Annotated in this window: 23 protein-coding genes and 6 tRNA genes; 19 read left to right on the top strand and 10 right to left on the bottom strand. The window is 62.5% G+C overall.

Annotated elements, in window-relative coordinates; all coding sequences use genetic code 11:
• The first annotated feature begins 174 nt into the window (after nt 1–174).
• The 9 genes from alaS to mgtE all read left to right on the top strand — a co-directional run bounded on the left by alaS (nt 175) and on the right by mgtE (nt 7,142).
• Nucleotides 175–2,799: an alanine--tRNA ligase gene (gene alaS, locus E3U47_RS08995; RefSeq protein WP_167659458.1), complete on the top strand. Its 2,625-nt coding sequence runs from the start codon at nt 175–177 to the stop codon at nt 2,797–2,799.
• An 83-nt stretch (nt 2,800–2,882) separates the two neighbouring features.
• Nucleotides 2,883–4,118: an aspartate kinase gene (locus tag E3U47_RS08990; RefSeq protein ID WP_134690881.1), complete on the top strand. Its 1,236-nt coding sequence runs from the start codon at nt 2,883–2,885 to the stop codon at nt 4,116–4,118.
• 168 nt (nt 4,119–4,286) lie between these two features.
• The gene (gene csrA / locus E3U47_RS08985) at nt 4,287–4,475 is read left to right on the top strand and encodes a carbon storage regulator CsrA (protein WP_003254503.1); all 189 of its coding nucleotides are present in this window, start codon (nt 4,287–4,289) and stop codon (nt 4,473–4,475) included.
• A 72-nt stretch (nt 4,476–4,547) separates the two neighbouring features.
• Nucleotides 4,548–4,638: transfer RNA gene (locus E3U47_RS08980), tRNA-Ser, on the top strand.
• A gap of 48 nt (nt 4,639–4,686) precedes the next feature.
• Nucleotides 4,687–4,763, top strand: a tRNA-Arg gene (locus E3U47_RS08975).
• Between the two features lie 70 nt (nt 4,764–4,833).
• A tRNA-Arg gene (locus E3U47_RS08970) sits at nt 4,834–4,910 on the top strand.
• 72 nt (nt 4,911–4,982) lie between these two features.
• Nucleotides 4,983–5,059 (top strand) — tRNA-Arg (locus E3U47_RS08965).
• A 72-nt stretch (nt 5,060–5,131) separates the two neighbouring features.
• Nucleotides 5,132–5,208, top strand: a tRNA-Arg gene (locus E3U47_RS08960).
• Nucleotides 5,209–5,699: 491 nt separating this feature from the next.
• On the top strand, nt 5,700–7,142 hold the full coding sequence (mgtE, locus tag E3U47_RS08955; RefSeq protein WP_104445047.1) for a magnesium transporter: 1,443 nt from the start codon (nt 5,700–5,702) through the stop codon (nt 7,140–7,142).
• A gap of 209 nt (nt 7,143–7,351) precedes the next feature.
• On the opposite strand, the gene E3U47_RS08945 is transcribed toward mgtE, so the two are convergent.
• Nucleotides 7,352–7,678: an Arc family DNA-binding protein gene (locus E3U47_RS08945; protein WP_003254499.1), complete on the bottom strand. Its 327-nt coding sequence runs from the start codon at nt 7,676–7,678 to the stop codon at nt 7,352–7,354.
• A gap of 346 nt (nt 7,679–8,024) precedes the next feature.
• On the opposite strand from E3U47_RS08945, the gene phnN reads away from it, so the two are divergent.
• Together phnN and E3U47_RS08930 are read left to right on the top strand one after the other, a co-directional pair.
• Nucleotides 8,025–8,648 (top strand): phosphonate metabolism protein/1,5-bisphosphokinase (PRPP-forming) PhnN, encoded by a 624-nt coding sequence (gene phnN, locus E3U47_RS08935; protein WP_134691040.1) that lies wholly within the window; start codon nt 8,025–8,027, stop codon nt 8,646–8,648.
• 73 nt (nt 8,649–8,721) lie between these two features.
• Nucleotides 8,722–8,798, top strand: a tRNA-Arg gene (locus tag E3U47_RS08930).
• Between the two features lie 39 nt (nt 8,799–8,837).
• On the opposite strand, the gene E3U47_RS08925 is transcribed toward E3U47_RS08930, so the two are convergent.
• Nucleotides 8,838–9,398, bottom strand: coding sequence for a hypothetical protein (locus tag E3U47_RS08925; protein WP_134690875.1), 561 nt, complete (start codon nt 9,396–9,398; stop codon nt 8,838–8,840).
• A gap of 220 nt (nt 9,399–9,618) precedes the next feature.
• Between E3U47_RS08925 and E3U47_RS08920 the strand changes: the two genes are divergently transcribed.
• Entirely contained in the window at nt 9,619–10,617 is a 999-nt protein-coding gene (locus tag E3U47_RS08920) for a diguanylate cyclase domain-containing protein (protein WP_134690873.1), read from the top strand.
• Between the two features lie 169 nt (nt 10,618–10,786).
• Here the strand turns inward: E3U47_RS08920 and lpdA are convergent, their stop codons facing one another.
• Genes lpdA through E3U47_RS08900 form a run of 4 tightly spaced genes read right to left on the bottom strand, consistent with a single transcriptional unit; the run spans nt 10,787 to nt 15,736 of the window.
• Complete coding sequence (lpdA, locus tag E3U47_RS08915; protein WP_134690871.1) at nt 10,787–12,166, bottom strand: dihydrolipoyl dehydrogenase; 1,380 nt, start codon at nt 12,164–12,166, stop codon at nt 10,787–10,789.
• Nucleotides 12,167–12,168: 2 nt separating this feature from the next.
• On the bottom strand, nt 12,169–13,443 hold the full coding sequence (locus E3U47_RS08910) for a dihydrolipoamide acetyltransferase family protein (protein WP_134690869.1): 1,275 nt from the start codon (nt 13,441–13,443) through the stop codon (nt 12,169–12,171).
• Nucleotides 13,444–14,502, bottom strand: coding sequence for an alpha-ketoacid dehydrogenase subunit beta (locus E3U47_RS08905; RefSeq protein ID WP_104445054.1), 1,059 nt, complete (start codon nt 14,500–14,502; stop codon nt 13,444–13,446).
• 1 nt (nt 14,503) lies between these two features.
• A complete protein-coding gene (locus tag E3U47_RS08900) occupies nt 14,504–15,736 on the bottom strand; it encodes a 3-methyl-2-oxobutanoate dehydrogenase (2-methylpropanoyl-transferring) subunit alpha (RefSeq protein ID WP_134690867.1) in 1,233 nt (410 codons plus the stop codon).
• 198 nt (nt 15,737–15,934) lie between these two features.
• Here E3U47_RS08900 and bkdR point away from each other — a divergent pair, with 198 nt between their 5' ends.
• The 3 genes from bkdR (at nt 15,935) to E3U47_RS08885 (ending at nt 19,365) form a co-directional block, all read left to right on the top strand.
• Nucleotides 15,935–16,423 (top strand): Bkd operon transcriptional regulator BkdR, encoded by a 489-nt coding sequence (gene bkdR, locus E3U47_RS08895; protein ID WP_028691050.1) that lies wholly within the window; start codon nt 15,935–15,937, stop codon nt 16,421–16,423.
• 226 nt (nt 16,424–16,649) lie between these two features.
• The gene (locus E3U47_RS08890; protein WP_167659461.1) at nt 16,650–17,891 is read left to right on the top strand and encodes a glutamine synthetase family protein; all 1,242 of its coding nucleotides are present in this window, start codon (nt 16,650–16,652) and stop codon (nt 17,889–17,891) included.
• Nucleotides 17,892–18,021: 130 nt separating this feature from the next.
• Nucleotides 18,022–19,365 (top strand): MFS transporter, encoded by a 1,344-nt coding sequence (locus E3U47_RS08885; protein ID WP_104445056.1) that lies wholly within the window; start codon nt 18,022–18,024, stop codon nt 19,363–19,365.
• An 84-nt stretch (nt 19,366–19,449) separates the two neighbouring features.
• Here E3U47_RS08885 and E3U47_RS08880 read toward each other — a convergent pair whose 3' ends face one another.
• The 4 genes from E3U47_RS08880 to flgA form a co-directional block, all read right to left on the bottom strand.
• Nucleotides 19,450–20,193, bottom strand: coding sequence for a flagellar brake protein (locus E3U47_RS08880; protein ID WP_134690863.1), 744 nt, complete (start codon nt 20,191–20,193; stop codon nt 19,450–19,452).
• Nucleotides 20,194–20,273: 80 nt separating this feature from the next.
• Nucleotides 20,274–20,741, bottom strand: coding sequence for a flagella synthesis protein FlgN (locus E3U47_RS08875; protein ID WP_104445058.1), 468 nt, complete (start codon nt 20,739–20,741; stop codon nt 20,274–20,276).
• 47 nt (nt 20,742–20,788) lie between these two features.
• Complete coding sequence (gene flgM, locus E3U47_RS08870; RefSeq protein WP_134690861.1) at nt 20,789–21,103, bottom strand: flagellar biosynthesis anti-sigma factor FlgM; 315 nt, start codon at nt 21,101–21,103, stop codon at nt 20,789–20,791.
• A 173-nt stretch (nt 21,104–21,276) separates the two neighbouring features.
• Nucleotides 21,277–22,026 (bottom strand): flagellar basal body P-ring formation chaperone FlgA, encoded by a 750-nt coding sequence (gene flgA / locus E3U47_RS08865; protein WP_134690859.1) that lies wholly within the window; start codon nt 22,024–22,026, stop codon nt 21,277–21,279.
• 63 nt (nt 22,027–22,089) lie between these two features.
• Here flgA and E3U47_RS08860 point away from each other — a divergent pair, with 63 nt between their 5' ends.
• The 4 genes from E3U47_RS08860 (at nt 22,090) to flgC (ending at nt 25,372) form a co-directional block, all read left to right on the top strand.
• Nucleotides 22,090–23,019: a chemotaxis protein CheV gene (locus E3U47_RS08860; RefSeq protein ID WP_104445061.1), complete on the top strand. Its 930-nt coding sequence runs from the start codon at nt 22,090–22,092 to the stop codon at nt 23,017–23,019.
• Nucleotides 23,020–23,072: 53 nt separating this feature from the next.
• Nucleotides 23,073–23,900 carry a protein-glutamate O-methyltransferase CheR gene (cheR, locus tag E3U47_RS08855; RefSeq protein ID WP_104445062.1) on the top strand — a complete coding sequence of 276 codons (828 nt, stop codon included), beginning with the start codon at nt 23,073–23,075 and terminating at the stop codon, nt 23,898–23,900.
• Nucleotides 23,901–24,518: 618 nt separating this feature from the next.
• Nucleotides 24,519–24,926: a flagellar basal body rod protein FlgB gene (gene flgB, locus E3U47_RS08850; protein ID WP_104445063.1), complete on the top strand. Its 408-nt coding sequence runs from the start codon at nt 24,519–24,521 to the stop codon at nt 24,924–24,926.
• A 2-nt stretch (nt 24,927–24,928) separates the two neighbouring features.
• Nucleotides 24,929–25,372, top strand: a complete 444-nt coding sequence (flgC, locus tag E3U47_RS08845; RefSeq protein WP_104445064.1) for a flagellar basal body rod protein FlgC — start codon at nt 24,929–24,931, stop codon at nt 25,370–25,372.
• Nucleotides 25,373–25,375 lie beyond the last annotated feature (3 nt).

Genomic DNA, 25,375 nt, shown 5'->3' with positions numbered 1-25,375 from the left:
CTGGCTTTAGCATCGCGGTCATGTCGTTTCACTCGCTTTAGTCCGACAAACCGCCCGATTGGCGGTCGCTATCGCATAAACCCACTGCACCGAGACTGCAGGACCGATATAATGCGGCCCTTTGCCGTCGTTTCGTCGATTCGACGTGTGGCCGCCGTTTCCGTGGAAGAACCTATGAAAAGCGCAGAAATCCGTGAAGCCTTCCTCCGCTTCTTCGAAGAGCAGGGACATACTCGCGTTGCCTCCAGCTCCCTGATCCCGGGCAATGACCCGACCCTGCTGTTCACCAACGCCGGCATGAACCAGTTCAAGGACTGCTTCCTCGGCCAGGAGAAGCGCGCCTACACCCGCGCCGTGAGCAGCCAGAAGTGCGTGCGCGCCGGCGGCAAGCACAACGACCTGGAAAACGTCGGCTACACCGCCCGTCACCACACCTTCTTCGAGATGCTGGGCAACTTCAGCTTCGGCGACTATTTCAAGCGCGATGCCATCACCTTCGCCTGGACCTTCCTGACCTCGGACAAGTGGCTGAACCTGCCCAAGGAAAAACTCTGGGTCACCGTCTACGCCAGCGACGACGAAGCCTACGACATCTGGACCAAGGAAGTCGGCGTGCCTGCCGAGCGCATGGTGCGTATCGGTGACAATAAAGGCGCCCCGTACGCCTCCGACAACTTCTGGACCATGGGCGATACCGGCCCGTGCGGCCCATGCACCGAGATCTTCTACGACCACGGCGCCGACATCTGGGGCGGCCCACCCGGCTCGCCGGAAGAAGACGGCGACCGCTACATCGAGATCTGGAACAACGTCTTCATGCAGTTCAACCGCACCGCCGACGGCGTCCTGCACCCGCTGCCCGCCCCGTCGGTGGATACCGGCATGGGCCTGGAGCGCATCAGTGCGGTGATGCAGCACGTGCACTCGAACTACGAGATCGACCTGTTCCAGAGCCTGCTGGGCGCCGCAGCCGAAGCCATCGGCTGCAGCAACGACGACCAGCCTTCGCTGAAAGTGGTCGCCGACCATATCCGTTCCTGCGGCTTCCTGATCGCCGACGGCGTGCTGCCGTCGAACGAAGGCCGCGGCTACGTGCTGCGCCGCATCATTCGTCGCGCCTGCCGCCACGGCAACAAGCTGGGCGCCAAGGGCAGCTTCTTCCACAAGATCGTCGCCGCCCTGGTGGCCGAGATGGGTCAAGCCTTCCCAGAGCTCAAGGGCCAGCAGGCGCACATCGAGCGCGTGCTCAAGACCGAGGAAGAACAGTTCGCCAAGACCCTCGAGCAGGGCCTGCGCATCCTCGAGCAGGACCTGGCCCAGTTGCAGGGCAAGGTGGTACCGGGCGACGTGGTGTTCAAGCTGTACGACACCTACGGTTTCCCCATGGACCTCACCGCCGACATCGCCCGCGAGCGCGAGTTGACCATCGACGAAGCCGGCTTCGAGCGTGAAATGGAAGCCCAGCGCGAGCGTGCCCGTTCCGCCAGCGCCTTCGGCATGGACTACAACAGCCTGGTCAAGGTCGATACCGCCACCGACTTCCTCGGCTACGATGCCACCGAAGGCCAGGGCAAGATCGTCGCCCTGTACAAGGATGGTCAGTCGGTCGACCAGTTGGGCGAAGGCGAGGAGGGCGTGGTCGTGCTCGACCGCACGCCGTTCTATGCCGAGTCCGGCGGCCAGGTCGGCGACACCGGCTACCTGCAGGCGGGCGCTGCGCGCTTCGACGTGCGCGACACCACCAAGACCGGCGGTGCCTTCCTGCACCACGGTATCGTTGCCAGTGGAGCACTGACCATTGCCGCCACGGTCGAGGCGCATGTCGATGCCGAGGTGCAGCACGCCACCTCGCTGAACCACTCGGCCACCCACCTGCTCCACGAAGCGCTGCGCCAGGTGCTGGGCGAGCACGTGCAGCAGAAAGGCTCGCTGGTCGACAGCCAGCGCCTGCGCTTCGACTTCAGCCACTTCGAGGCGGTGACGCCTGCGCAGATCAAGGCCCTGGAAGATATCGTCAACCGTGAGGTGCGCAAGAACACGCCGGTGGAAACCGAACTGACCGATATCGAGACCGCCAAGGCCAAGGGCGCCATGGCGCTGTTCGGCGAGAAGTATGGCGACACCGTGCGGGTGCTGAGCATGGGCGGTGATTTCTCCGTCGAGCTGTGTGGCGGTATCCACGCCAAGCGCACCGGCGACATCGCCCTGTTCAAGATCACCAGCGAAGGCGGCGTGGCCTCTGGCGTGCGCCGTATCGAAGCGATCACCGGCGCCGCCGCGCTGGCCTACCTGAACGCTGCCGAGGAGCAGGTCAAGGAGGCCGCGCAGCTGGTCAAGGGCAATCGCGACAACCTGATCGACAAGCTGTCGGCTGTGCTCGAGCGCAACCGCCAGCTGGAAAAGCAGCTCGAGCAGCTGCAGGCCAAGGCCGCCAGCGCCGCTGGGGACGATCTCTCCAATGCGGCCGTTGAGGTCAAGGGTGCCAAGGTCCTCGCCGCCCGCCTGGATGGGCAGGATGGCAAGGCCCTGCTGGCGCTCGTCGATCAACTGAAGAACAAGCTCGGCCATGCAGTGATCCTGCTGGGCAGCGAGCATGAGGGCAAGGTCGTGCTGGTGGCTGGCGTGACCAAGGACCTCTCCGGCCAACTCAAGGCTGGCGATCTGATGAAGCAAGCCGCTGCAGTGGTGGGTGGCAAGGGCGGCGGTCGTCCGGACATGGCCCAGGGCGGTGGCGTCGACGTCGCCGCGCTGGACCAGGCCCTGGCCCTGGCCGTGCCGTTCGCCGAGCAGGGTCTTTGAGATGGGGCGGCCGGTGGTCTAGTCACCGGCCGCTTCATGTTGGATTGTTTTTTGGGGCCCTTGTGGGCTGAGGCACCTTTGAAATGGCGTTGATCGTACAGAAATTTGGCGGTACCTCTGTCGGTTCCATCGAGCGGATCGAGCAGGTTGCCGACAAAGTCAAGAAATTCCGCGAGCAAGGCACCGACCTGGTGATCGTGCTGTCGGCGATGAGCGGGGAAACCAACCGCCTGATCGACCTGGCCAAGCAGATCTCCGACAAACCGGAGCCGCGCGAGCTGGACGTGATCGTTTCGACCGGCGAGCAGGTCACCATCGCCCTGTTGTCCATGGCCTTGATGAAGCGCGGCGTGCCGGCGGTGTCCTACACCGGCAACCAGGTGCGCATCCTCACCGACAGCGCGCACAACAAGGCGCGCATCCTGCAGATCGACGACCAGAAGATCCGTGCCGACCTCAAGGCCGGGCGCGTGGTGGTGGTGGCTGGTTTCCAGGGTGTCGACGAGCACGGCAACATCACGACCCTCGGTCGTGGCGGTTCCGACACCACCGGCGTGGCCCTGGCGGCGGCCCTGAAGGCCGATGAGTGCCAGATCTACACCGATGTCGACGGCGTCTACACCACCGACCCGCGAGTCGTGCCCCAGGCCCAGCGCCTGGAGAAGATCACCTTCGAGGAGATGCTGGAAATGGCCAGCCTCGGCTCCAAGGTGCTGCAGATCCGTTCGGTGGAGTTCGCCGGCAAGTACAACGTCCCGCTGCGCGTGCTGCACAGCTTCAAGGAGGGTCCGGGTACCCTCATAACCATCGATGAAGAGGAATCCATGGAACAGCCGATCATTTCCGGTATCGCCTTCAACCGCGATGAGGCCAAGCTGACCATTCGTGGCGTCCCGGACACCCCAGGCGTTGCCTTCAAGATCCTCGGCCCGATCAGCGCCGCGAACATCGAAGTGGACATGATCGTGCAGAACGTTTCGCACGATAACACCACCGACTTCACCTTCACCGTACACCGCAACGAGTACGAGAAGGCGCTGAGCGTGCTGGAAAACACCGCCCGCGAGATTGGCGCGCGTGAAGTGGTCGGCGATACCAAGATCGCCAAGGTATCGATCGTCGGCGTCGGCATGCGCTCCCACGCGGGCGTTGCCAGCCGCATGTTCGAAGCACTGGCCAAGGAGAGCATCAACATCCAGATGATCTCCACCTCCGAGATCAAGGTCTCGGTGGTTATCGAAGAGAAGTACCTGGAGCTGGCCGTACGCGCGCTGCACACCGCGTTCGAGCTCGACGCTCCCGCCCGACAGGGTGAGTGACACGCTGCCTGGAGGGGCGCGGCTTGCCGCGCCCTTCGTGTTTCTGGCCGCTGATGGTGTCCCTGTCCAGGCGCCATTGGCGGGTTGACCTGGGCCCAGGCCGTCGTCCCCGGCCAGGCCCTGCTTTTAAAGACTGTTGTCCCTGAAGATTCATGTGAGGAGAAAACTATGCTGATTCTGACTCGTCGGTGCGCCGAGAGCCTGATCATTGGTGACGGTGAGATCACTGTGACGGTCCTGGGTGTCAAAGGCAACCAGGTGCGTATTGGCGTGAGCGCGCCTAAAGAAGTGGCCGTTCACCGCGAGGAAATCTACCTGCGGATCAAGAAAGAGAAGGACGAGGAGCCAAGCCTTTAATTTTTTTGAAGTTTTTTTCAAAAAAAGGGTTGCAAACGAGGAAGGGTGTGTTTAATATTCGCCTCGTGTTGCGGTGAGGTGGCCGAGTGGCCGAAGGCGCTCCCCTGCTAAGGGAGTATACCTCATAAGGGTATCGGGGGTTCGAATCCCCCCTTCACCGCCATTATTTGCCTAGAGCGCTTCAAGCGATCTGAATGGCACAGCAAGACACGGACTCATAGCTCAGCTGGATAGAGTACTCGGCTACGAACCGAGCGGTCGGAGGTTCGAATCCTCCTGAGTCCGCCACTTTTGAAGTGGCTTTGCCTGCAAGGCTGCTTCAATCAACCAGTGGTAACCTGGTCTAAAACTACCCCACGGACTCATAGCTCAGCTGGATAGAGTACTCGGCTACGAACCGAGCGGTCGCAGGTTCGAATCCTGCTGAGTCCGCCACTTTTGAAGTGGTTTTGCTTGCAAGGGCACTTCAACAAGCCAGTGGTAACCTGGCCTAAAACTACCAACCACGGACTCATAGCTCAGCTGGATAGAGTACTCGGCTACGAACCGAGCGGTCGGAGGTTCGAATCCTCCTGAGTCCGCCACTTTTGAAGTGGCTCTGCTTGCAAAGACGCTTCAACAAGCCAGTGGTAATCTGGCCTAAAACTACCAACCACGGACTCATAGCTCAGCTGGATAGAGTACTCGGCTACGAACCGAGCGGTCGCAGGTTCGAATCCTGCTGAGTCCGCCATACATCAAGAAGCCCGCTCATTTGAGCGGGCTTTTTGTTTTTCTGGCGCACTGAATTGTCGCTGATGTGCATCTACGCTTTTCAGTAGGTCTCGCGATCTGCGTAGGAGCCGGCCTTGCCGGCGAACACCGGCGCAGCCGGTGCCCAGCCATCGTGTCGCCTGGTTCGCCAGCAAGGCTGGCTCCTACAGGTCGAGGTCAGTCGCGAATTGTTCGGGGCCCTGAAAGCGATGTGCTTTTTCCGCCCGACCCACCGTCGCACTGATGGCTTCGAGCGTTGTCATAGCTTTATCGCGCAAACGATTGTTCTGGCCAAAAATTTAAGCGATCCGACAGCTTGCACAGTGTATGATTGCGCCCGTCAGCCCCGCCGGGGCTTGTGGAATCCCACCATGGACTTACCCAGTAGTTACTCGCTAACACGCTTCATACCGCAAGATCTGACCGATTGATTCTCCCGGCGTGCTCCGCTGCTGGGAGTGGAGTTCGCCTATGACCGAAATCGAAGTAAAGAAAACTCAAGACAGCCTGCAGGATCGCCTGGCCCAGGTGATCGAACTGCTGCAGCGCCAGCGCGTGGTCGAAGACCTGACGCACCGTCAGGAAGGTCATCATCATGACCTGGTGGAAAACCTCGTCCACCGCCAGAACCTGGTCGAGCTGCAGCGCAAGCTCGATGATCTGCACCCTGCCGACATTGCCTACATCCTCGAAGCCCTGCCACTGGACGATCGCCTGACGGTCTGGCAGTTGGTGCGCTCGGATCGTGATGGCGACATTCTGCTCGAAGTTTCCGACGCCGTTCGCCAGACCCTGATCGCCGACATGGACGATCACGAGTTGCTGGCCGCCGCCAAGGAAATGGACGCCGACGAACTCGCCGACCTGGCGCCGGAGCTGCCGCGCGACGTTGTTCATGAGCTGATGGAAAGCCTCGATGCGCAGCAGCGCGAGCGCGTGCGTTCGGCCCTGAGCTATGACGAGGAGCAGGTCGGTGCACTGATGGACTTCGAGATGGTGACCATCCGTGAGGACGTCAGCCTCGAAGTGGTGTTGCGCTACCTGCGTCGACTCAAGGAGTTGCCGGGGCATACCGACAAGCTGTTCGTGGTCGACTACGATGGCAAGCTCAAGGGCGTGCTGCCGATCAAGCGGTTGCTGGTCAACGACCCGGACAAGAAAGTCGCGGAGGTCATGGCCAATGACCCGGTGACTTTCCATCCCGAGGAAGATGCCTACGATGCCGCCCAGGCGTTCGAGCGTTACGACCTGGTTTCCGCGCCAGTGGTGGACAAGAGCGACCGCCTCATCGGCCGTTTGACCATCGACGAGATGGTCGACCTGATTCGTGAGGAGAGCGAAAGCGAAGTGCTCAACATGGCTGGTCTGCGCGAAGAGGAAGATATCTTCGCCTCGGTCTGGCGATCGCTGCGCAACCGTTGGGCCTGGCTGGCCATCAACCTGATCACCGCCTTCGTGGCGTCGCGGGTAATCGGCCTGTTCGAAGGCTCCATCGAAAAGTTGGTCGCCCTTGCCGCGCTGATGCCGATCGTGGCGGGCATCGGTGGCAATTCGGGTAACCAGACCATCACCATGATCGTCCGTGCCATGGCCCTGGACCAAGTATCGCCGGGCAATACCAGTCGCCTGATGCGCAAGGAGCTGGCGGTTTCGCTGCTCAATGGCCTGATCTGGGGTGGGGTGATTGGCGTCGTGGCGTTCTGGTTGTATGGCAGTTGGTCATTGGGCCTGGTGATGACCGCGGCGATGACCTTGAACCTACTGCTCGCCGCCTTGATGGGGGTGTTGATCCCGATGACCCTGACGCGCCTGGGGCGCGATCCGGCCATGGGCTCGAGCGTGATGATCACCGCCGTGACCGACAGTGGCGGATTCTTTATCTTCCTCGGCCTGGCTACGCTGTTCCTGTTGTAGGAGCGGCCTTGTGTCGCGAAAGGGCCGCAAGGCGGCCCCGGGATTTCAGCGTTGACGCAAAGATCGCTGGGGCCGCTGCGCGGCCCTTTCGCGACACAAGGCCGCTCCTACAAAGAGCGTGCGTTACCCCGCCGTGAACCCCGCAATCACCAGATGCAAAAAAGCCAGCTTGCGCTGGCTTTTTTGTGTGCGACTGTTGCGTGCCTGAGTCAGGAGGCGTCGGCCGCCATTTCCACATCGTGAGCGATGAGGGCGACCAGGGCATTCTGCTGGCGGTGAGACAGTTGACGGAAGCGCTGCAGCAGCTCGCGTTCATGCAGGCTGAGCTCTGGGCTGTCCAGGCGCATGCTCAGCTCGTCGCCCAGCGCACCTTCCTGGATAAGGCTCTGTTCCAGGCGTGCGATGATCTCGGAGTTCATGCTGCGGTGATGGTTGCGCGCTACCTCGGCAATGCGCTCACGCATCCCGTCTGGCAGGCGAACGACGAACTTGTCAGCGGTGCGGCTCGAATAGATAGCCTGTTTCATTGGGCGCATATAAATTGACCGGTTGTTCTGGTTCAGGGGAAGCGGTTCTCAAATTGGCCGCACGGTGGAAGTACGACCGCGGCGACGACAAAATGTTCAACCGTGATGTGATTTTGGATGTTCATCTTGCCTCATGGTCGCCGTTTCCTTGGCGTCAATTCTGTGACAAATAGTGAGCCGGATAAAGGCTTTTTGCCAGTACCAATTATCAGAAATGAGCACTGGTTTGAAAAGTTTCACATACATCCGTGTTCGGTAGTGTCAGACGTTTGTCGTCAAAATCTGGTAAAAGGCAACAAAATCCAAGGGAAAAGCTTACAATTTGCTGGTTTCCTTCACATTGAGCATAGTGGCTATGCAATATGACGCAAGCAGTGGGGCGATCTCAAGGGCGCGTGTGATATTGCTCATAGGACCGTCTGGCTCGGGAAAAGATTCCCTGATAGACGCGGCGCGTGAGCCATTGCGCGCGTATGGGGTGGAAGTGGCCCGCAGGGTCATCACCCGCTCGGCCGAGGCCAAGGGCGAAGACGCCCACGGTGTGAGCGAGGCGCAGTTCCAGGCCATGCGCGAAGCCGGGGCGTTCGCCCTGGATTGGCAGGCCAATGGCTTGTGCTATGGCATTCCTATACAGATCGACAGTTGGCTTGATGCCGGCAAGTCGGTGCTGATAAACGGTTCTCGTGGTCACTTGGCCGCCGCCCGGCGCCGGTATCCCGACCTGCTGGCGGTGGGCCTGGCGGTATCGCCAGGGGCCTTGCGCGAGCGTTTGCTGGCCAGGGGGCGAGAAAGCCTGCAGGACATCGAGCAGCGACTGGCCCGCAATACCAGCCTGCAAGCCTATGATGCCGACGTCCATGTGCTCGACAATTCGGCTACATTGGCACAAGCGTTGCGCGCCTTGCTCTGCTTGCTGGGCGAGCAGGGGGTAATCCGCTCGAGCCAGGTGAAAAAACCGACATGCAATTTGCCCGATTGAGGCATGACAAACGGCGGCATGCTGGTTAACATGCTTGCCGTTGCGTCGTACAGCCTTCGCTGGCGGCTTGCATGTCTCAGTAGCTCAATTGGATAGAGCATCCCCCTCCTAAGGGGAAGGTTGCAGGTTCAAATCCTGCCTGGGACGCCATTCTCATTTCCCCTCCCAGTGCAATCGCGCCGTCAATGCTCAAAGGTTGGCGGAATATCGCTGCTCGATGTCCTGAACAGTGGCTTTCTCTGGCTCGTCACCCACCAGGTTGGCAGCCTGCACGCGATGCTGTTCCTGTTCGATCTTGGCTTGGGTCTTCAATTCGGCTTCTTCCTGGACGCGCCGGGCGATCTTCTCGTCGATGCGCATTTTCCGCTCAGGTGGCAGCGCATCGTATTCCTCCGGCGTCAGACCCAACTCCTGAAGCATCTTTTCCTTGATCTTCTGCGCCGGTGACTTGGCCATGTAGTCGTGAAATTCCTGCGCGGCGTCGGATGCCTTCTGCTTGCCTGCGCGAGTTTGCGAGGCCGTGTCGGTCTGCGGGTTGTCCAGCGAGACCCGCATCTTGGCAAAGGCCTCCTTGCGATTATCCTCGGCGTGCTGTTGCGATGTGCCGCCTTGGCTGTGCTGCTGCGTCTGGGCCTTGCCGGTCGCGGTGATGGCCGGGAACCCAGGGGCGGGGTTGGTCACTGGTTCGTTGCCGTTGTGTTGGGGTTGTTGCACGGTTTGCCAATTCAGGCCGGTTGCGCCGATAAGCATGGTTTCCTCCATGGACTGCTGCGTAGGACCCGGCGAAAGGGGCAAAAGCTGTGCCAGGGCGTAATCTGTCGTGAAATAGCCCCTTCGGGCTATTCCTGGCGCTATGCGCTCGGCATATGCTTGCCTGCAAGAGGCGCAGGCTTGCCGCCTGCGGCAATTGTCATGAATATCGGCAGCACCGTAATCGGGGCGCAGTTGCTGGATACCAAGGAGAGCGTCCATGAGTCAGCCACCCCATCCGGTTCCGGCGGGCTTTACCGAGCAGCAACTGCACACCCTGTTCGACCTGATCAGCGATGGTATCTGGGACTGGGATGCCAACAGCGGTTATGTCTACCGTAACCCGGGCTGGTACGCGATGCTGGGTTACGCCAGCCACTCCATGGCCAACTCGGTGCTGAGCTGGGAAAGCGTGATCCACCCGCAGGATTATCCACGGGTGATGGCGCACTTCGAGGCCTACATCAACCAGCGTAACGAGCGTTACCGCATCGAATACCGCTGCCGCTGCCAGGATGGCAGCTACCTGTGGATCGAGGACAGCGGCCACATCATTGCCCGTAACGCCGATGGTTCGGTGGCCCGAATGCTGGGCGCGCACCGCAATATCGATGCTGGCAAGCGCCTGGTGGCGGGCCTGGAGCAACGCAACCAGTCGCTGGAGACCCAGGTCGCCGAACGCACCCGCGAGCTGTCGTGGGTCAACCAGCAATTGCAGCGGCAGTTGGACGAGAACCGTGAACTAGCCGAACGCGATGCGCTGACCCGCACCGCCAACCGCTATTGCCTGGAAAAGACCCTGCAGCGCGAATGCGAGCGCGCCGCCCGCTTCCGTGAGCCGCTGGCGTTGATCGCCATGGACCTGGATGACTTCAAGCCGATCAATGATCGCCATGGTCATGCCCGGGGCGATGCTGCGTTGATCGAGGTAACCGAGCGCATCCGCACCTGTCTGCGGCCTCAGGACCTGCTGGCCCGGTGGGGCGGGGATGAGTTCGCGGTGGTGCTGCCGGGTGGCGGTCTTGACGAGGCCCGTGCGCTGGCCGTGGCTATTCGCCAGGCGATGGGGCCGATGGTGGCGATTGATGATTGCCAGCTGACCATGAGCTATGGCGTGGTGCAATGGCAGGAAGGCGACGACGCCGCGCGCTTGCTCGAACGCGCCGACCAGGCGTTGTACCGGGCCAAGGCCGATGGCAAGAACGCCATGGCTGAGTGACACTATGAATGGCACCGGCTATGCCGGTGTTCGCCGGCAAGGCCGGCTCCTACAATGTTTGTGGCATATCTCAGCGTAGGACCCAGCCTTGCTGGCGACGCGCTGGACGATGATAAAAAAGGACCCGCGGCGCCGGAGGCGCAGCGGGCCAAATTACCGCTTCAGTGACTCAGATATGCAGTGCGTGCCCCAGGGCCCGTAGTGCTGCTTCCTGTACCGCCTCGCCGAGGGTCGGGTGAGCATGGATGGTGCCGGCGATGTCTTCCAGGCGCGCGCCCATCTCCAGTGATTGGGCGAAGGCGCTGGACAGCTCGGACACCGCCACCCCCACGGCCTGCCAGCCAAGGATCAGGTGGTTGTCGCGACGCGCCACCACCCGCACGAAGCCGGTTTTGGATTCCAGGCTCATGGCCCGGCCGTTGGCGGCGAAGGGGAACTGCGCGACGATGCAGTCCAGGCCCTGCTGGTTGGCCTGCTCCGGGGTCTTGCCGACGACCACGACCTCCGGGTCGGTGAAGCACACCGCAGCGATGGCGCTGGGTTCGAAGCGCCGGGATTTGCCGGCGATGATTTCGGCGACCATCTCGCCCTGGGCCATGGCCCGGTGCGCCAGCATCGGCTCGCCGGCCACGTCGCCTATGGCCCAGACATTGCGCATGCTGGTCTGGCAGCGCTCATCGATGGCAATGGCCGCGCCGTTCATCTGCAGGTCCAGGCTTTCCAGGCCGAAACCTTTGGTGCGTGGACGGCGGCCCACGGCAACCAATACCTGGTCGGCTTCCAGGCGCAGTTGACCGCCCTGGCCATCGCTGGCCAGCAGGCAGCCGTCGGCATAGCCTTCGACGCCATGGCCCAGGTACAAGGCGATGCCCAGTTTCTTGATCGACTCAGCCACCGGCGCGGTCAACTCGGCATCATAGGTCGGCAGGATGCGCTCGCGTGCTTCGACCACGCTGACCTTGGCACCGAGCTTGCGGTAGGCGATGCCCAGTTCCAGGCCGATGTAGCCGCCGCCGACCACCACCAGGTGCTGGGGCAGTGCCTTGGGTGCCAAGGCCTCGGTGGATGAGATGATCGGCCCACCGATCGGCAGCATCGGCAGTTCGACGCTGTTGGAACCAGTGGCCAGTAGCAGGTGTTCGCACTGGATGCGTTGGCCATCGACTTCGACGCTCTTGCCGTCGAGGATCTTCGCCCAACCGTGGATCACCTTCACGCCATGTTTCTTCAGCAGTGCGGCGACGCCGCTGGTCAGGCGGTCGACGATGCCATCCTTCCACTCGACGCTGCGGCTGATGTCCAGGCGCGGCGAGGACACGCTGATGCCCAGCGGCGAAGGTTCGGTGTAGCGGCTGGCCTGGTGGAATTGCTCGGCCACATGGATCAGCGCCTTGGACGGAATGCAGCCGATGTTCAGGCAGGTGCCGCCCAGGGCCTGGCCTTCGACCAGCACGGTGGGGATGCCCAGTTGCCCGGCGCGGATGGCGGCCACATAGCCGCCGGGGCCGCCACCGATGATCAGCAGGGTGGTGTTGATGAGCTCTTGCATGATCACTCCACGAACAAGCAGGCGGGCTGTTCCAGCAGGCCGCGCACGGCCTGGATGAACAGTGCGGCATCCATGCCATCGACCACGCGGTGGTCGAAAGAGCTGGACAGGTTCATCATCTTGCGCACGACGATCTGGCCGTCGATCACCATTGGCCGCTCGACCATGCGATTGACGCCGACGATCGCCACTTCCGGGGTGTTGACCACCGGTGTGCTGACGATGCCGCCAAGGGCGCCGAGGCTGGTGAGGGTGATGGTCGAGCCGGACAGTTCTTCACGGCTGGCCTTGTTGTTGCGCGCCGCGTGAGCGACACGGGCGATCTCACTGGCGTTGCTCCACAGGCTGCCGGCTTCGGCGTGGCGCAGCACGGGCACCATCAGGCCGTTGTCACCCTGGGTGGCGATGCCGACGTGCACCGCGCCGTGGCGGGTGATGACCTGGGCTTCGTCGTCGTAGGTGGCGTTGATCTGCGGGAAGTCGCGCAGGGCGACGACCATGGCGCGCACCAGGAACGGCAGCAAGGTCAGCTTGCCGCGGCTGTCACCATGCTTGGCGTTGAGCTGCTGGCGCAGGGCTTCCAGGTTGGTGACGTCGATTTCCTCGACGTAGCTGAAGTGGGCGACGCGGCGTTTGGCGTCCTGCATGCGCTGGGCGATCTTGCGACGCAGGCCGATCACCGGTACCTGCTCGCTGTCGGTGCGTTTGCCGTAGCCTCCGGGTGCCTGCCCGGCACTGCTCTGCGGCTTGCTGATGAAGGCGTCGAGGTCTTCGTGCAGGATGCGCCCAGCCGGGCCGCTACCGTGCACGTAGCGCAGCTCGATACCGGCATCCAGGGCACGCTTGCGTACCGCCGGGGAGGCCAGTGGCTTGTCATGGGCCTCGCGCGGCACGATGGGCGCGGTCGCGTGGGTTGCGGCAACCTGCGGCTGGGGCTCGACGCGTGGCTCGGGGCGGGCCGCGGCCTGCACCGCTGCAGGTGCGGGTGCAGGCTCGGCCGGCTTGGCCTGAGGCGTGTCGACATGGTTGCCGCTGCCTTCGACCTCGATGCGGATCAGCTCGCTGCCGACCGCCATCACTTCACCTGGCTGGCCGCCCAGGGCCAGCACCTTGCCGCTGACCGGCGAAGGTATTTCCACGGTGGCCTTGTCGGTCATGACATCGGCCACCACCTGGTCCTCGGCGATCAGGTCGCCGACCTTGACGAACCATTCCACCAACTCGACCTGCGCGATGCCTTCGCCAATGTCCGGCATCTTGATGACGTGCGTGCCCATTCAGACCTCCATGACCCGTTTCAGTGCCGCGCCTACCCGCGAAGGGCCTGGGAAATACGCCCATTCCTGTGCGTGGGGGTAGGGGGTATCCCAGCCGGTGACGCGCTCGATCGGCGCTTCGAGGTGATGGAAGCAGTGCTCCTGGACCAGCGATACCAGTTCCGCGCCGAAGCCGCAGGTGCGGGTGGCTTCGTGCACGACCACGCAGCGGCCGGTTTTCTTCACCGACGCGACGATGGTCTCCAGGTCCAGCGGCCACAGGCTGCGCAGGTCGATGACCTCGGCGTCGACGCCGCTTTCTTCGGCCGCCACTTGCGATACATACACGGTGGTGCCATAGGTCAGCACGGTGACGTCGTTGCCCGGGCGGGTGATCGCCGCCTTGTCCAGCGGCACGTTGTAGTAGCCGTCCGGCACCGCGCTGTGTGGGTGCTTGGACCACGGCGTCACCGGGCGGTCGTGATGGCCGTCGAACGGGCCGTTGTACAGGCGCTTGGGCTCGAGGAAAATCACCGGATCGTCGCATTCGATCGAGGCGATCAGCAGACCCTTGGCGTCGTAGGGGTTCGATGGCATCACGGTGCGCAGGCCGCAGACCTGGGTGAACATCGCCTCGGGGCTCTGGCTGTGGGTCTGGCCGCCGTAGATGCCGCCGCCGCAAGGCATGCGCAGGGTCAGCGGCGAGATGAACTCGCCGGCCGAGCGATAGCGCAGGCGGGCCATCTCCGAGACGATCTGGTCGGAGGCGGGGTAGAAGTAGTCGGCGAACTGGATCTCGACCACCGGGCGCAGGCCGTAGGCGCCCATGCCCACGGCGGTGCCGACGATGCCGCTTTCGGAGATCGGCGCGTCGAACACGCGAGATTTGCCGTACTTGGTCTGCAGGCCTTCGGTGCAGCGGAACACGCCGCCGAAGTAGCCAACGTCCTGGCCATAGACCACCACGTTGTCATCGCGCTCGAGCATGACATCCATGGCCGAGCGCAGGGCCTGGATCATGGTCATGGTGGTGGTCGACATGGCGTTTTCCAGATGGATGCTGTTGTTGTGATCGTTCATCTCAGACCCCCAGTTCCTGGCGCTGACGGCGCAGGTGATCGGGCATTTCCTTGTACACATCCTCGAACATCGAGGCGGCGCTGGGGATATGGCCGTTGCTCAGGGTGCCGAACTGCTCGGCGTCCTTCTGCGCCTTGATCACCTCGGCCTCGAGCTCGGCGCTGACCGCCTGGTGCTCGTCCTCGGACCAATGGCCGGCCTTGATCAGGTGCTGCTTGAGACGGGCGATCGGGTCGCCCAGCGGGAAGTGGCTCCAGTCGTCGGCAGGGCGGTACTTGGACGGGTCGTCCGAAGTGGAGTGTGGGCCGGCGCGGTAGGTGACCCATTCGATCAGCGTCGGGCCAAGGCCGCGGCGGGCGCGTTCGGCGGCCCAGCGCGAGGCGGCGTAGACCGCGATGAAATCGTTACCGTCAACCCGCAGCGAGGCGATGCCGCAGCCCACGCCACGGCCGGCGAAGGTGGTCGACTCGCCCCCGGCGATGGCCTGGAAGGTGGAGATCGCCCATTGGTTGTTGACCACGTTGAGGATCACCGGGGCGCGGTACACGTGGGCGAAGGTCAGCGCGGTGTGGAAGTCGGACTCGGCGGTGGCGCCATCGCCGATCCAGGCCGAGGCGATTTTCGTGTCGCCCTTGATCGCCGAGGCCATGGCCCAGCCGACCGCCTGGACGAATTGGGTGGCGAGGTTGCCGCTGATGGTGAAGAAGCCGGCTTCGCGCACCGAGTACATGATCGGCAACTGGCGGCCCTTGAGCGGGTCGCGGGTGTTGGACAGCAGCTGGCAGATCATGTCCACCAGCGACACGTCGCGGGCCATGAGGATGCTCTGCTGGCGGTAGGTGGGGAAGCACATGTCGCTGCGGTTCAGGGCCAGGGCCTGACCGCTGCCGATGGCTTCCTCGCCCAGGCTCTGCATGTAGAAGGACATCTTCTTCTGGCGCTGGGCGACCACCATGCGGCTGTCGAAGATGCGCGTCTTGAGCATGGCGCGCATGCCCTGGCGCAGCACCTGCGGATCGATGTCCTCGGCCCAGGGGCCAACGGCGTCGCCGTGTTCGTTGAGCACACGCACGAGGCTGTAGGAGAGGTCCGCGGTATCGGCGGCTTCGACATCGATGGGCGGTTTACGCACAGAACCGGCGTCGTTCAGGCGCAGGTAGGAGAAATCGGTCTGGCAGCCTGGCCGGCCTGTAGGCTCGGGCACATGCAGACGCAGGGGGGCGTACTCGTTCATTGCTTTTTACGCTCGCTCGAATGTTGTTTTTGTGAGCTTTGAAGCGGTCGCCGCTGAGTACCGGCTCGTGACTGGCAAGTCAGCGTCTTTTACATCATAGGGGGATGGCCGGAGAATTTTTCTCTCAAGTTCGTTGCCTTTGCCGAGCGAGGAAGATAAACATTCCGCACAAACACAAAAACCAGGTGAATTTGTCTCATGCGTAAGTTGGATCGTACGGATATCGGCATTCTCAACAGCCTGCAGGAAAACGCCCGCATCACCAACGCGGAGCTGGCACGCTCGGTCAACCTGTCGCCCACGCCGTGCTTCAACCGGGTCAAGGCCATGGAGGAGCTGGGGGTGATTCGTCAGCAGGTCACCTTGTTGTCGCCCGAGGCATTGGGGCTGGACGTCAATGTGTTCATCCATGTCAGCCTGGAGAAGCAGGTGGAGCAGTCGCTGCATCGCTTCGAGGAGGAGATCGCCGAGCGCCCGGAAGTGATGGAGTGCTACCTGATGACGGGCGACCCGGATTACCTGCTGCGGGTGCTGCTGCCGAGCATCCAGGCGCTGGAGCGGTTTCTCGATTACCTGACGCGGTTGCCGGGGGTGGCGAACATTCGCTCCAGCTTTGCCTTGAAACAGGTGCGTTACAAGACCGCGTTGCCGCTGCCGGCCAATGGTATGACCTTGCGCGAGCAGTGAAGGAGGTTCGCCGGCAAGCCGGCTCCTACAGGTAAAGGGCAGGTGCTTGATATTTTAAACACCCCAGGCCTATGTTGTGTTCATCGCCACTCCGGCATGCCAGCACAACAATAAGGACAGCGTCATGACGACCGCAGGCCCGCATCACCAGGCACAACAGCTGCAGGGCATCGATGAAATCGAATGCGTCACCCCCGACCTCAACGGCGTCGCCCGCGGCAAGGTGATGACTGCCGAGGGCTTCCTCGAAGGCCGGCGCTTGCAGATGGCGCGCGGGGTATTGCTGCAATGCATCATGGGGGGGTATCCGCCGGCGAAGTTCTACGGCAGCGACGATGGCGACCTGGCGCTGGTGGCTGACCCGGCGCAGATTCACCGCCTGCCCTGGAGCGACGAGCCCCGTGCCCTGGCCATTTGCGACGCGGTCGAGCTCGATGGCAGGCCGTCGGGGTTGTCCAGTCGCGGCCAGTTGAAGGCGGTAATCGCCCGCTATGCCGAACGCGGCCTGGCGCCGGTGGTGGCCACCGAACTGGAGTTCTTCGTCTTTGCGGCCAACGCCGACCCGACCCAGCCGTTCTTGCCTCCGCAGGGCAAGGATGGGCGTCGGGAAATGGGCCATTCGGCGTTCAGCGTCAGCTCCAACAACGGCCTGCGCCCGTTCTTCCATGAGGTGTACCGCTGCATGGCGGCGCTGGGCCTGCCGCGCGACACTTTCATGCACGAGATGGGCGTCAGCCAGTTCGAGATCAACCTGCTGCACGGCGACCCGCTACTGTTGGCCGACCAGACCTTCCTGTTCAAGCACTTGCTCAAGGAGGTCGCGCTCAAGCACGGCCTGACCGTGGTGTGCATGGCCAAGCCGCTGGCGCGCACCCCCGGCAGCTCGATGCATATTCACCAGAGCCTGGTCGACAACGCCAGCGGGCGTAACCTGTTCAGCGACGAACACGGCGCCCCGACCGATACCTTCCACCATTTCATCGGTGGCTTGCAGGCTTGCCTGGCCGACTTCACCGCGCTGTTCGCGCCCAACGTCAATTCCTACCAGCGTTTGTGCCATCCATACGCTTCGCCGAACAACGCCTGCTGGTCAGAGGACAACCGCGCCGCCGGCTTGCGTATCCCCGCCAGCGCGCCAGTGGCGCGGCGGGTGGAGAACCGCTTGCCGGGCGCCGATGCCAACCCCTACCTGGCGATCGCCGCGAGCCTGGCTGCCGGCCTGCATGGCATCGAGCGGCAGATCGTGCCGGCCGCGGCCATCCAGGGCGAGTTCGAGGTGCCTGAGCACCTGAGCCTGCCCTGCACCCTGCATGCGGCCCTGCAGCGCCTCAAGCACAGTGCCCTGGCGCGGGAACTGTTCGGCCATGAGTTCATCGAAGGCTACATCGCCACCAAGACCCTCGAGCTGAGCGACTTCCTCGACGAGATCACGCCGTGGGAGCGGCGCGTACTGGCGGCGCAGGCCTGAGCGCGACACTACCTGTAGCGGGCGCGCCGTCGGCGGCGCATTTCGCGGTTTGGGGCCTGCGCGTTGGATGATTTGCTCTTATGCTAGCTCTGCACCCCACGCCACCTGACGAAGGAGCCCGACGGGACGTATGCGCAATATCTGGAAGCCGTTTCAGTCGCTGTATTTCGCTGCCTTGATGATGTTGATCGGTTCAGGCTTGCTCAGTACCTACCTGGCATTGCGCCTGGCCGCCGAGCATGTCGACAGCTTGTGGGTCGGTGCGCTTATGGCCGCCAACTATTTCGGCCTGGCCCTGGGCGGCAAGATTGGCCACCGGTTGATTGGCAGGGTGGGGCACATCAGGGCTTACGCGACCTGTGCCGGCATCGTCGGCGCGGCGGTGCTCGGCCATGGCTTGACCAGTTGGCTACCGGCCTGGGTCGGGCTGCGGATGATCGTTGGCCTGGGCATGATGTGCCAATACATGGTCATCGAGAGCTGGCTCAACGAACAGGCCGATGCCAAGCACCGCGGGGCGGTGTTCAGCGGCTACATGATCGCGTCCTACCTGGGCCTGGTGCTCGGCCAATTGATCCTGGTGGTGCACCCGCAGTTGGGGCCGGAGCTGCTGATGCTGGTGGCCATGTGCTTCGCCTTGTGCCTGGTGCCAGTGGCCATGACCCGGCGTATTCACCCTGCGCCCTTGCGGCCGGCGCCGATGGAGCCGAAGTTCTTCATCAAGCGGGTGCCGCAGTCATTGTCCACGGTGTTGGGTTCGGGTTTGATCGTCGGCTCCTTCTATGGCCTGGCGCCGCTGTACGCGGCCAACCAGGGGCTGTCCACCGAGCAGGTCGGCTTGTTCATGGGCAGCTGTATTTTCGCCGGCTTGGTGGTGCAATGGCCGTTGGGTTGGCTCTCCGACCGCTACGATCGCGCGGTGCTGATCCGCAGCGTGGCAAGTGGCCTGGCGCTGGCGTCGGCGCCCTTGGCCATCCTGCCGAGCGTGCCGCTGGCGCTGCTGTTCGGCATCGGCTTTGTCATTTCGTTGTTGCAGTTTTGCCTGTATCCGTTGGCGGTGGCGTTCTCCAATGACCATGTGGAGAGCGAACGGCGGGTGTCGCTGACGGCCATGCTGTTGGTGACCTACGGCGTTGGCGCCTGCATCGGGCCATTGGCTGCCGGTGTGTTGATGAAGCTGTTCGGCGCACAAATGTTGTATGCCTTCTTCCTGTTCTTCGCGTTGGTACTGGTCTGGCGAATCCGGCCGAAAGCGGTGACCGGCTTGCACCAGGTCCAGGATGCTCCGCTCGGCCACGTGGCGATGCCGGCGGCGGGTTCGCCGCTGTCGGCGGCGCTCGACCCGCGGGTCGATGAGCAAACGGTGCAGGAGGTGATGCAGGCGCCGGTGGCGGCGGAAGATACCGAGGATGAGGACAAGGGCGCTTGCGCAACGGCGGCTGAGGCCGAGCAGGGCGCGTTCCCGAAACTGTAGGAGCGAGCCTTGCTGGTTCGCCGGCAAGGCCGGCACCTGCTATTGCCCCATGAGCGAAAACGCCACCCGAGGGTGGCGTTTTGCTTAGTAGTCGTCCTTGTCGAACCGGCGCGCTTCGCGCTGTAGCTGGTAGACGAAGCTTTCGATCTTGCGCTGCGCCTGGCCGTTGAGATTATGGAAGCGCACGCCGGCGAAGGTGGTATTGATGCGCTCCTCGAAATGCAGATGGCGCAGCTCGACCATGGTGTCGGCTAGCCCCAGCGGGTTGCCAGCCTTGAAGCGCTCATAGACCTGGCCCAGTTGCAGGCGCTCTTCGACATTGCCTTCGAAGCGCAGCTTGCAGCCGGTGGCGGAGATGTCCAGCAGCTTACCGCGCAGGGCGCCGTTGCCCTTGAGGTGGGTGCCGTCGAGGGTCACGTCGACCAGTTGCGACAGCTTCAGCGCGGCGCGGAAGGCATTGCGCCGCTGATGGTAGGTGACTTCCGTGGGCAGTGGGCCGCGGTAGCAGCGGTGGCCGTCGATCTCGCTGATGGTCAGTGGGATGTCGCTTTCCCAGGCGATGCGCACGCCGTCATGGAAACCTTCGATGCGAAACGGCTCGCCGTTCTCGATATATTTTTCGCCGTCGCGCGGGATCATCTCGTCCAGCGCCAGTACCCCGGCCTCGCGGTCGACATGCACCACGTAGCTTTGGAAGCGCTGGCTGCGTTCGTGGAAGCTGATGATCAGCGGGTCGTGGCTCTCCAGCAGCTGGCGCAGGTTGGCCGCAATCTCCAAAGGAGTGCTCAGCACCTTTGGTGGCTGGGGAGCATCGGATTCATTGAACACGGGTTTTCAATCTCCAGGCAAAAACGACACACGCAATTAACGGCATTTTGCCAGTATGTTCCGTGCCTTGATACCACTAATCACACTTGGCTGATCGCCCGGGGCTTGGCCATCGGCGAGGTGCCGCCACGGCTGTCGTAGAGCGACGGAGAATCGCCACCCTGAAGGATTCTGACCTGGTTGGCCGTGACGTGCTGCTGCACCTGGATGATCTGGCCGTTGGTGGCGTTGACCTGCTGGCAGGCATCCATCAGTTGGCTCAGTTCGTCGAGCCGGGCGAGGATCGCCGGGCCATTGCTCGACTGGGCCGCCAGGGTTTCTGCGCCAGCACGATCGGCACTGAGGCCGAGGCTGGCGAGCAGTTGGCTGCGGCGCCGACCCTGCTGCTCGAGCAAGATGATCAACGACTGCTTGCGGGCCAGGATCTGTTCCAGCACCCCCATGTCGCGGCCGTGCAGGGCTATCGCTTCGTTTTGCAGAAGCTCGAGCAGTTCCTGCGTGGGCGCGATGTCGTTTTCGATCAGTTGCAGCAGAGTGATGTCGTGCATGGCTAACTCTTGGCGTGTTGCGTCCTTGAAGTCAGCGCGCCTGAAGGTTAGCGCTGGGCTTCGAAATCAAGCAGTTTGCTGGCGACCCGGTCGGCATCGACCTTGTAGCTGCCGTCGGCGATAGCCTGTTTCAACTCGGCCACACGGGCGCTGTTGACGCTTGGCTGATCGCGCAGCTTGTCGCTGATCTTCTGCAATTGCTGGGCCTCAGGGCTCAGATGTACCGCTTCTCCGCTGGCGCTGGCGTGCTTGGGCGCCTCGCTGGCCTCGCCGGCTTTTTCGGCGGTGCCTGGCGCGGCATTGCCGCGAACGCCGCCCGTGATGGACGGAGAATTATTCAAACGACTGAAGTCGATGACCATGATCAGAACCCCTGGGTATTAGGACGCATGCCTTGTTTTCGGCCAACCCGAAAGAAACTTTAGACAGGAATGCATCACTGCCTCAAAGCCGGCCCGCGCAACCCGATTTCAGACACAGTTTAGGGCCCGCGGTTCCTTACCGCCAGCTTTCCGTCATCGTCCTGCAGCCTGGGCTACATGGCCACCTCGACCTGTCCTGGCCCGGTCACCCTGGCCTTGACCACTCGTTTGGAATTGAGGTTGCGCACCCGGATCTGGGTTTGCAGCCCGCCTTTGTCCAGTGCTTCGCCGGGCATGCGTACGCTGAGGCTGCCGCTGCGGGCGACGATCACCACGTGATCGCCCTTGCGCACCACCTCGGCCTGCTCCAGATGTTGCTGGGTGAGCAACTGGTCGACCACCGTCGGGCGCAGCAATTTCAGGCCCACGGCCTGGTCCAGTTGGGTCAGGTAGCCTTGGCCGAGGCTGCCGACATCGCGCTCGCGCAGGGCCACGTCGCCTTCGCCGATGACGCTGTCGCGCTTGAGCGGGCGGGTCATGACCACCACGTCGCGCAGCAGGCGCACCTGGGCCGGCACGAACACTGTCCAGGGCGCCGCGCCGTCGCAGCGCACCCTCACCGTCACCCGCCCCAGCGGCGTGGAACCCTCCAGCGAGGCGTCCAGTTGCTGGCTGCACTGCGGCATGCGCAGGCGCGGATCGAGTTTGTTCACCTGGATCTCGTAGCGACCCTGGGTCTGGGTGGTCGCCAGATAATCCTCCACGGTGAATTCAAGAAACCCTTGAGTGACACCGATAAGCTGTTCAGGCAAGGTAAAAGCGTCCGCCAGCGCCTGGGTGCCGGGTACCAACAGGCACAATGCGGCCAGGGAACCGGTCAGCAGGCGCGTCAGTCGTCGGAAAAATGTCGTTTTCGTGTACATGGCGCTCAAAAAAGCAAAGCCCGTGCCGACTTGGTACTTAGGCAATCATTGAAGGAGTCCGGCATGGCTGGAGTGATGGATTCGGTCAACCAGCGCACGCAGCTGGTGGGGCAGAATCGCCTGGAGCTGCTGCTGTTTCGCCTCAATGGCGACCAGCTCTATGGCATCAATGTGTTCAAGGTCCGCGAGGTGCTGCAGTGCCCGGATCTGACCCTGCTGCCCAAGTCCCATCCGGTGGTGCGCGGCGTGGCCAACATTCGCGGGGCGACCATCCCGATCCTCGACCTGTCGATGGCCACCGGCTTGCCGGGCCTTCAGGAAGAGACGCGCAAGAGCTTCGTCATCATCACCGAGTACAACACCAAGACCCAAGGGTTCCTGGTGCACTCGGTGGAGCGCATCGTCAACATGAACTGGGAAGAGATCCATCCGCCACCCAAGGGTACCGGGCGCGATCACTACCTGACCGCGGTCACCCGGGTCGACAACCGCATGGTCGAGATCATCGATGTGGAGAAGGTGCTGGCCGAAGTGGCGCCGTCGTCCGAGTCGGTGTCCGAAGGGGTGATCGATGCCGAGGTGCAGGACAAGGCGGTGTTGTTGCGGGTGCTGACGGTCGATGACTCGTCGGTGGCGCGCAAGCAGGTCAGCCGCTGCCTGCAGACGGTGGGGGTCGAGGTCGTGGCGCTCAATGACGGTCGTCAGGCCCTGGATTACCTGCGCAAGCTGGTGGACGAGGGCAAGCGTCCGGAGGAGGAGTTCCTCATGATGATTTCCGATATTGAAATGCCGGAAATGGACGGCTATACCCTCACGGCGGAGATCCGCAGCGATCCGCGCATGCAAAAACTACACATCTGCCTGCATACTTCGCTATCTGGGGTATTCAACCAGGCAATGGTCAAGAAGGTCGGCGCCGACGACTTCCTGGCCAAGTTCAAGCCGGACGACCTCGCCCAGCGCGTGGTCGACCGGATCAAGGCGGCACATTGAAACGGCCGGGGCCTGGCTCCGGCGCACGCGACATATAAGAAGAGGCGGCAGCATTGTCTACGGGTAATTTGGATTTCGAACAGTTCCGGGTCTTCCTGGAGAAAGCCTGTGGCATCCTGCTGGGCGAGAATAAGCAGTACCTGGTCTCTAGCCGTCTCAACAAGCTGATGGAGCAGCAGGGCATCAAGTCGCTGGGCGAGCTGGTGCAGCGTATCCAGACCCAGCCACGCGGTGGCCTGCGCGAGCAGGTGGTCGATGCCATGACCACTAACGAGACGCTGTGGTTTCGCGACACCTATCCGTTCGAAGTGCTCAAGAACAAGGTGATCCCGGAGTTCATCAAGGGTAATCCCGGCCAGCGTCTGCGTATCTGGTCGGCGGCCTGTTCGTCGGGGCAGGAACCGTATTCCATCTCCATGGCCATCGACGAGTTCGAGCGCACCAATCTGGGCCAGTTGAAGATGGGCGCGCAGATCGTCGCCACTGACCTGTCGGGCGCCATGCTCAACAACTGCAAGACCGGTGAGTACGACAGCCTGGCCATCGCCCGCGGCTTGTCGCAGGAGCGCCTGCAGCGCTACTTCGACACCAAGGGGCCTGGGCGTTGGGCGGTCAAGCCGCCGATTCGCAGCCGCGTCGAGTTTCGCTCGTACAACCTGCTCGACAGCTACGCGCCGCTGGGCAAGTTCGACATCGTGTTCTGTCGCAACGTGCTGATCTACTTCTCGGCCCAGGTCAAGAAGGACATCCTCATGCGTATCCATGGCACGCTCAAGCCGGGCGGCTACCTGTTCCTGGGGGCGTCCGAGGCGCTCAATGGCCTGCCGGACCACTACCAGATGGTGCAGTGCAGCCCGGGGATCATCTACCAGGCCAAGTGAAGACAAAAAGGCCGGTATCGCGAGATACCGGCCTTTTCATTTGTGCGGTACCGCGCGAGTAATCAGAAAGCGTACTGTACGTGGGCCGAGAATACATCGGCATCGAAGCCTGATTTGCCTGCCGTTGGGGTCCGCCATGATTCATCACGGCGACGGCATTCACATCACCGGCACCAAGATTGGCGACTACGGCCAGTGAAGCGTCCGGCGAACTCGAGATCGTCTGTGTAGGTTTGCTGATCGCCTTTGAGGGCGCCGCCGTCGAGGCTGGTAGTGATCATCTTGCCGCGGTTGGTCTTGAAAACGTTGTGAAAGCGGCGCGCATCCGTGCGACGACATGCAGTGTTGGTTTGAGCGGATGCGCGAGGGTGCGAATGCTATCGCCAATGATGGCTATATGGCATGCATGATTGACGTCAATTTTTTGGATTGCCGCTTTTGCCGCCTGCCGATTGCCGCTTGGTCGCTATCAGGCGGAAGCACTTTGCCGCTTTTCTGGCAGGAGGGCGTAGAGCTGCTGGGCGCGGCCCCGTGTTCATGGGGGTTTTGTTGGTTGGCACAGCCCTTGCTTTAGCGTTAGTCAACGAAACTCTGGTCAACCTTCGAAGGTTCCCCGACATGAGCATCAGCTTCGACAAGGCGCTTGGCATCCACGAAAAGGCACTGGGCTTCCGTGCCCAGCGTGCCGAGGTGCTGGCCAACAACATCGCCAACGCCGACACGCCGAACTACAAGGCGCGCGACATGGACTTCTCGTCGGTGCTCGCCGCCGAGTCCGACAAGCAGCAGAAAGGCCGCATTGCCCTGGATCGCACCAACAATCGCCATATCGAGGCCGAAGGCCTGGCGATGATGGATGACACCCTGAAGTACCGCACGCCGATGCAGCCGTCGATCGACCAGAACACCGTGGACGCGCAGATCGAACAATCGAACTACACGGAAAACGCCGTTGGCTTCCAGGCCAGCTTCACCCTGCTCAACAGTAAATTCAAAGGGCTGGTATCGGCCCTGCGCGGAGAGTGACCATGTCCCTTGCCAGTGTCTTCAATATCGCCGGTAGCGGCATGAGCGCGCAGAACACGCGCCTGAACACCGTCGCCTCGAACATCGCCAACGCCGAGACCGTCTCGTCGAGCATCGACCAGACCTACCGCGCCCGTCACCCGGTGTTCGCCACCACCTTCCAGCAGGCCCAGGCCGGCGCCGGCCAGTCGCTGTTCGAGGACCAGGGCGAGGCGGGGCAGGGCGTGCAGGTCAAGGGCATCATCGAGGACCAGAGCAACCTCGAGGCGCGTTACGAGCCGAACCATCCGGCGGCGAACAAGGACGGCTACGTCTACTACCCGAACGTCAACGTGGTCGAGGAGATGGCCGACATGATCTCCGCCAGCCGTGCGTTCCAGACCAACGCCGAGCTGATGAACACCGCCAAGAACATGATGCAGAAAGTGCTGACCCTGGGTCAGTAAGCA

This window comes from Pseudomonas sp. RIT623, assembly GCF_004519305.1.
Taxonomy (GTDB): Bacteria; Pseudomonadota; Gammaproteobacteria; order Pseudomonadales; family Pseudomonadaceae; genus Aquipseudomonas.
The sequence above is the reverse complement of the archived record's forward strand: the minus strand, read 5'-3'. Positions and strand labels throughout refer to the sequence as shown.

What these genes read in the sequence shown, in the direction of transcription:
- alaS (WP_167659458.1), top strand. Translation starts at nt 175, where the DNA reads ATGAAAAGCGCAGAAATCCGTGAAGCCTTCCTCCGCTTCTTCGAAGAG.
- E3U47_RS08990 (WP_134690881.1), top strand. Translation starts at nt 2,883, where the DNA reads ATGGCGTTGATCGTACAGAAATTTGGCGGTACCTCTGTCGGTTCCATC.
- csrA (WP_003254503.1), top strand. Translation starts at nt 4,287, where the DNA reads ATGCTGATTCTGACTCGTCGGTGCGCCGAGAGCCTGATCATTGGTGAC.
- mgtE (WP_104445047.1), top strand. Translation starts at nt 5,700, where the DNA reads ATGACCGAAATCGAAGTAAAGAAAACTCAAGACAGCCTGCAGGATCGC.
- E3U47_RS08945 (WP_003254499.1), bottom strand. Translation starts at nt 7,678, where the DNA reads ATGCGCCCAATGAAACAGGCTATCTATTCGAGCCGCACCGCTGACAAG.
- phnN (WP_134691040.1), top strand. Translation starts at nt 8,025, where the DNA reads ATGCAATATGACGCAAGCAGTGGGGCGATCTCAAGGGCGCGTGTGATA.
- E3U47_RS08925 (WP_134690875.1), bottom strand. Translation starts at nt 9,398, where the DNA reads ATGCTTATCGGCGCAACCGGCCTGAATTGGCAAACCGTGCAACAACCC.
- E3U47_RS08920 (WP_134690873.1), top strand. Translation starts at nt 9,619, where the DNA reads ATGAGTCAGCCACCCCATCCGGTTCCGGCGGGCTTTACCGAGCAGCAA.
- lpdA (WP_134690871.1), bottom strand. Translation starts at nt 12,166, where the DNA reads ATGCAAGAGCTCATCAACACCACCCTGCTGATCATCGGTGGCGGCCCC.
- E3U47_RS08910 (WP_134690869.1), bottom strand. Translation starts at nt 13,443, where the DNA reads ATGGGCACGCACGTCATCAAGATGCCGGACATTGGCGAAGGCATCGCG.
- E3U47_RS08905 (WP_104445054.1), bottom strand. Translation starts at nt 14,502, where the DNA reads ATGAACGATCACAACAACAGCATCCATCTGGAAAACGCCATGTCGACC.
- E3U47_RS08900 (WP_134690867.1), bottom strand. Translation starts at nt 15,736, where the DNA reads ATGAACGAGTACGCCCCCCTGCGTCTGCATGTGCCCGAGCCTACAGGC.
- bkdR (WP_028691050.1), top strand. Translation starts at nt 15,935, where the DNA reads ATGCGTAAGTTGGATCGTACGGATATCGGCATTCTCAACAGCCTGCAG.
- E3U47_RS08890 (WP_167659461.1), top strand. Translation starts at nt 16,650, where the DNA reads ATGACTGCCGAGGGCTTCCTCGAAGGCCGGCGCTTGCAGATGGCGCGC.
- E3U47_RS08885 (WP_104445056.1), top strand. Translation starts at nt 18,022, where the DNA reads ATGCGCAATATCTGGAAGCCGTTTCAGTCGCTGTATTTCGCTGCCTTG.
- E3U47_RS08875 (WP_104445058.1), bottom strand. Translation starts at nt 20,741, where the DNA reads ATGCACGACATCACTCTGCTGCAACTGATCGAAAACGACATCGCGCCC.
- flgM (WP_134690861.1), bottom strand. Translation starts at nt 21,103, where the DNA reads ATGGTCATCGACTTCAGTCGTTTGAATAATTCTCCGTCCATCACGGGC.
- flgA (WP_134690859.1), bottom strand. Translation starts at nt 22,026, where the DNA reads ATGTACACGAAAACGACATTTTTCCGACGACTGACGCGCCTGCTGACC.
- E3U47_RS08860 (WP_104445061.1), top strand. Translation starts at nt 22,090, where the DNA reads ATGGCTGGAGTGATGGATTCGGTCAACCAGCGCACGCAGCTGGTGGGG.
- flgB (WP_104445063.1), top strand. Translation starts at nt 24,519, where the DNA reads ATGAGCATCAGCTTCGACAAGGCGCTTGGCATCCACGAAAAGGCACTG.
- flgC (WP_104445064.1), top strand. Translation starts at nt 24,929, where the DNA reads ATGTCCCTTGCCAGTGTCTTCAATATCGCCGGTAGCGGCATGAGCGCG.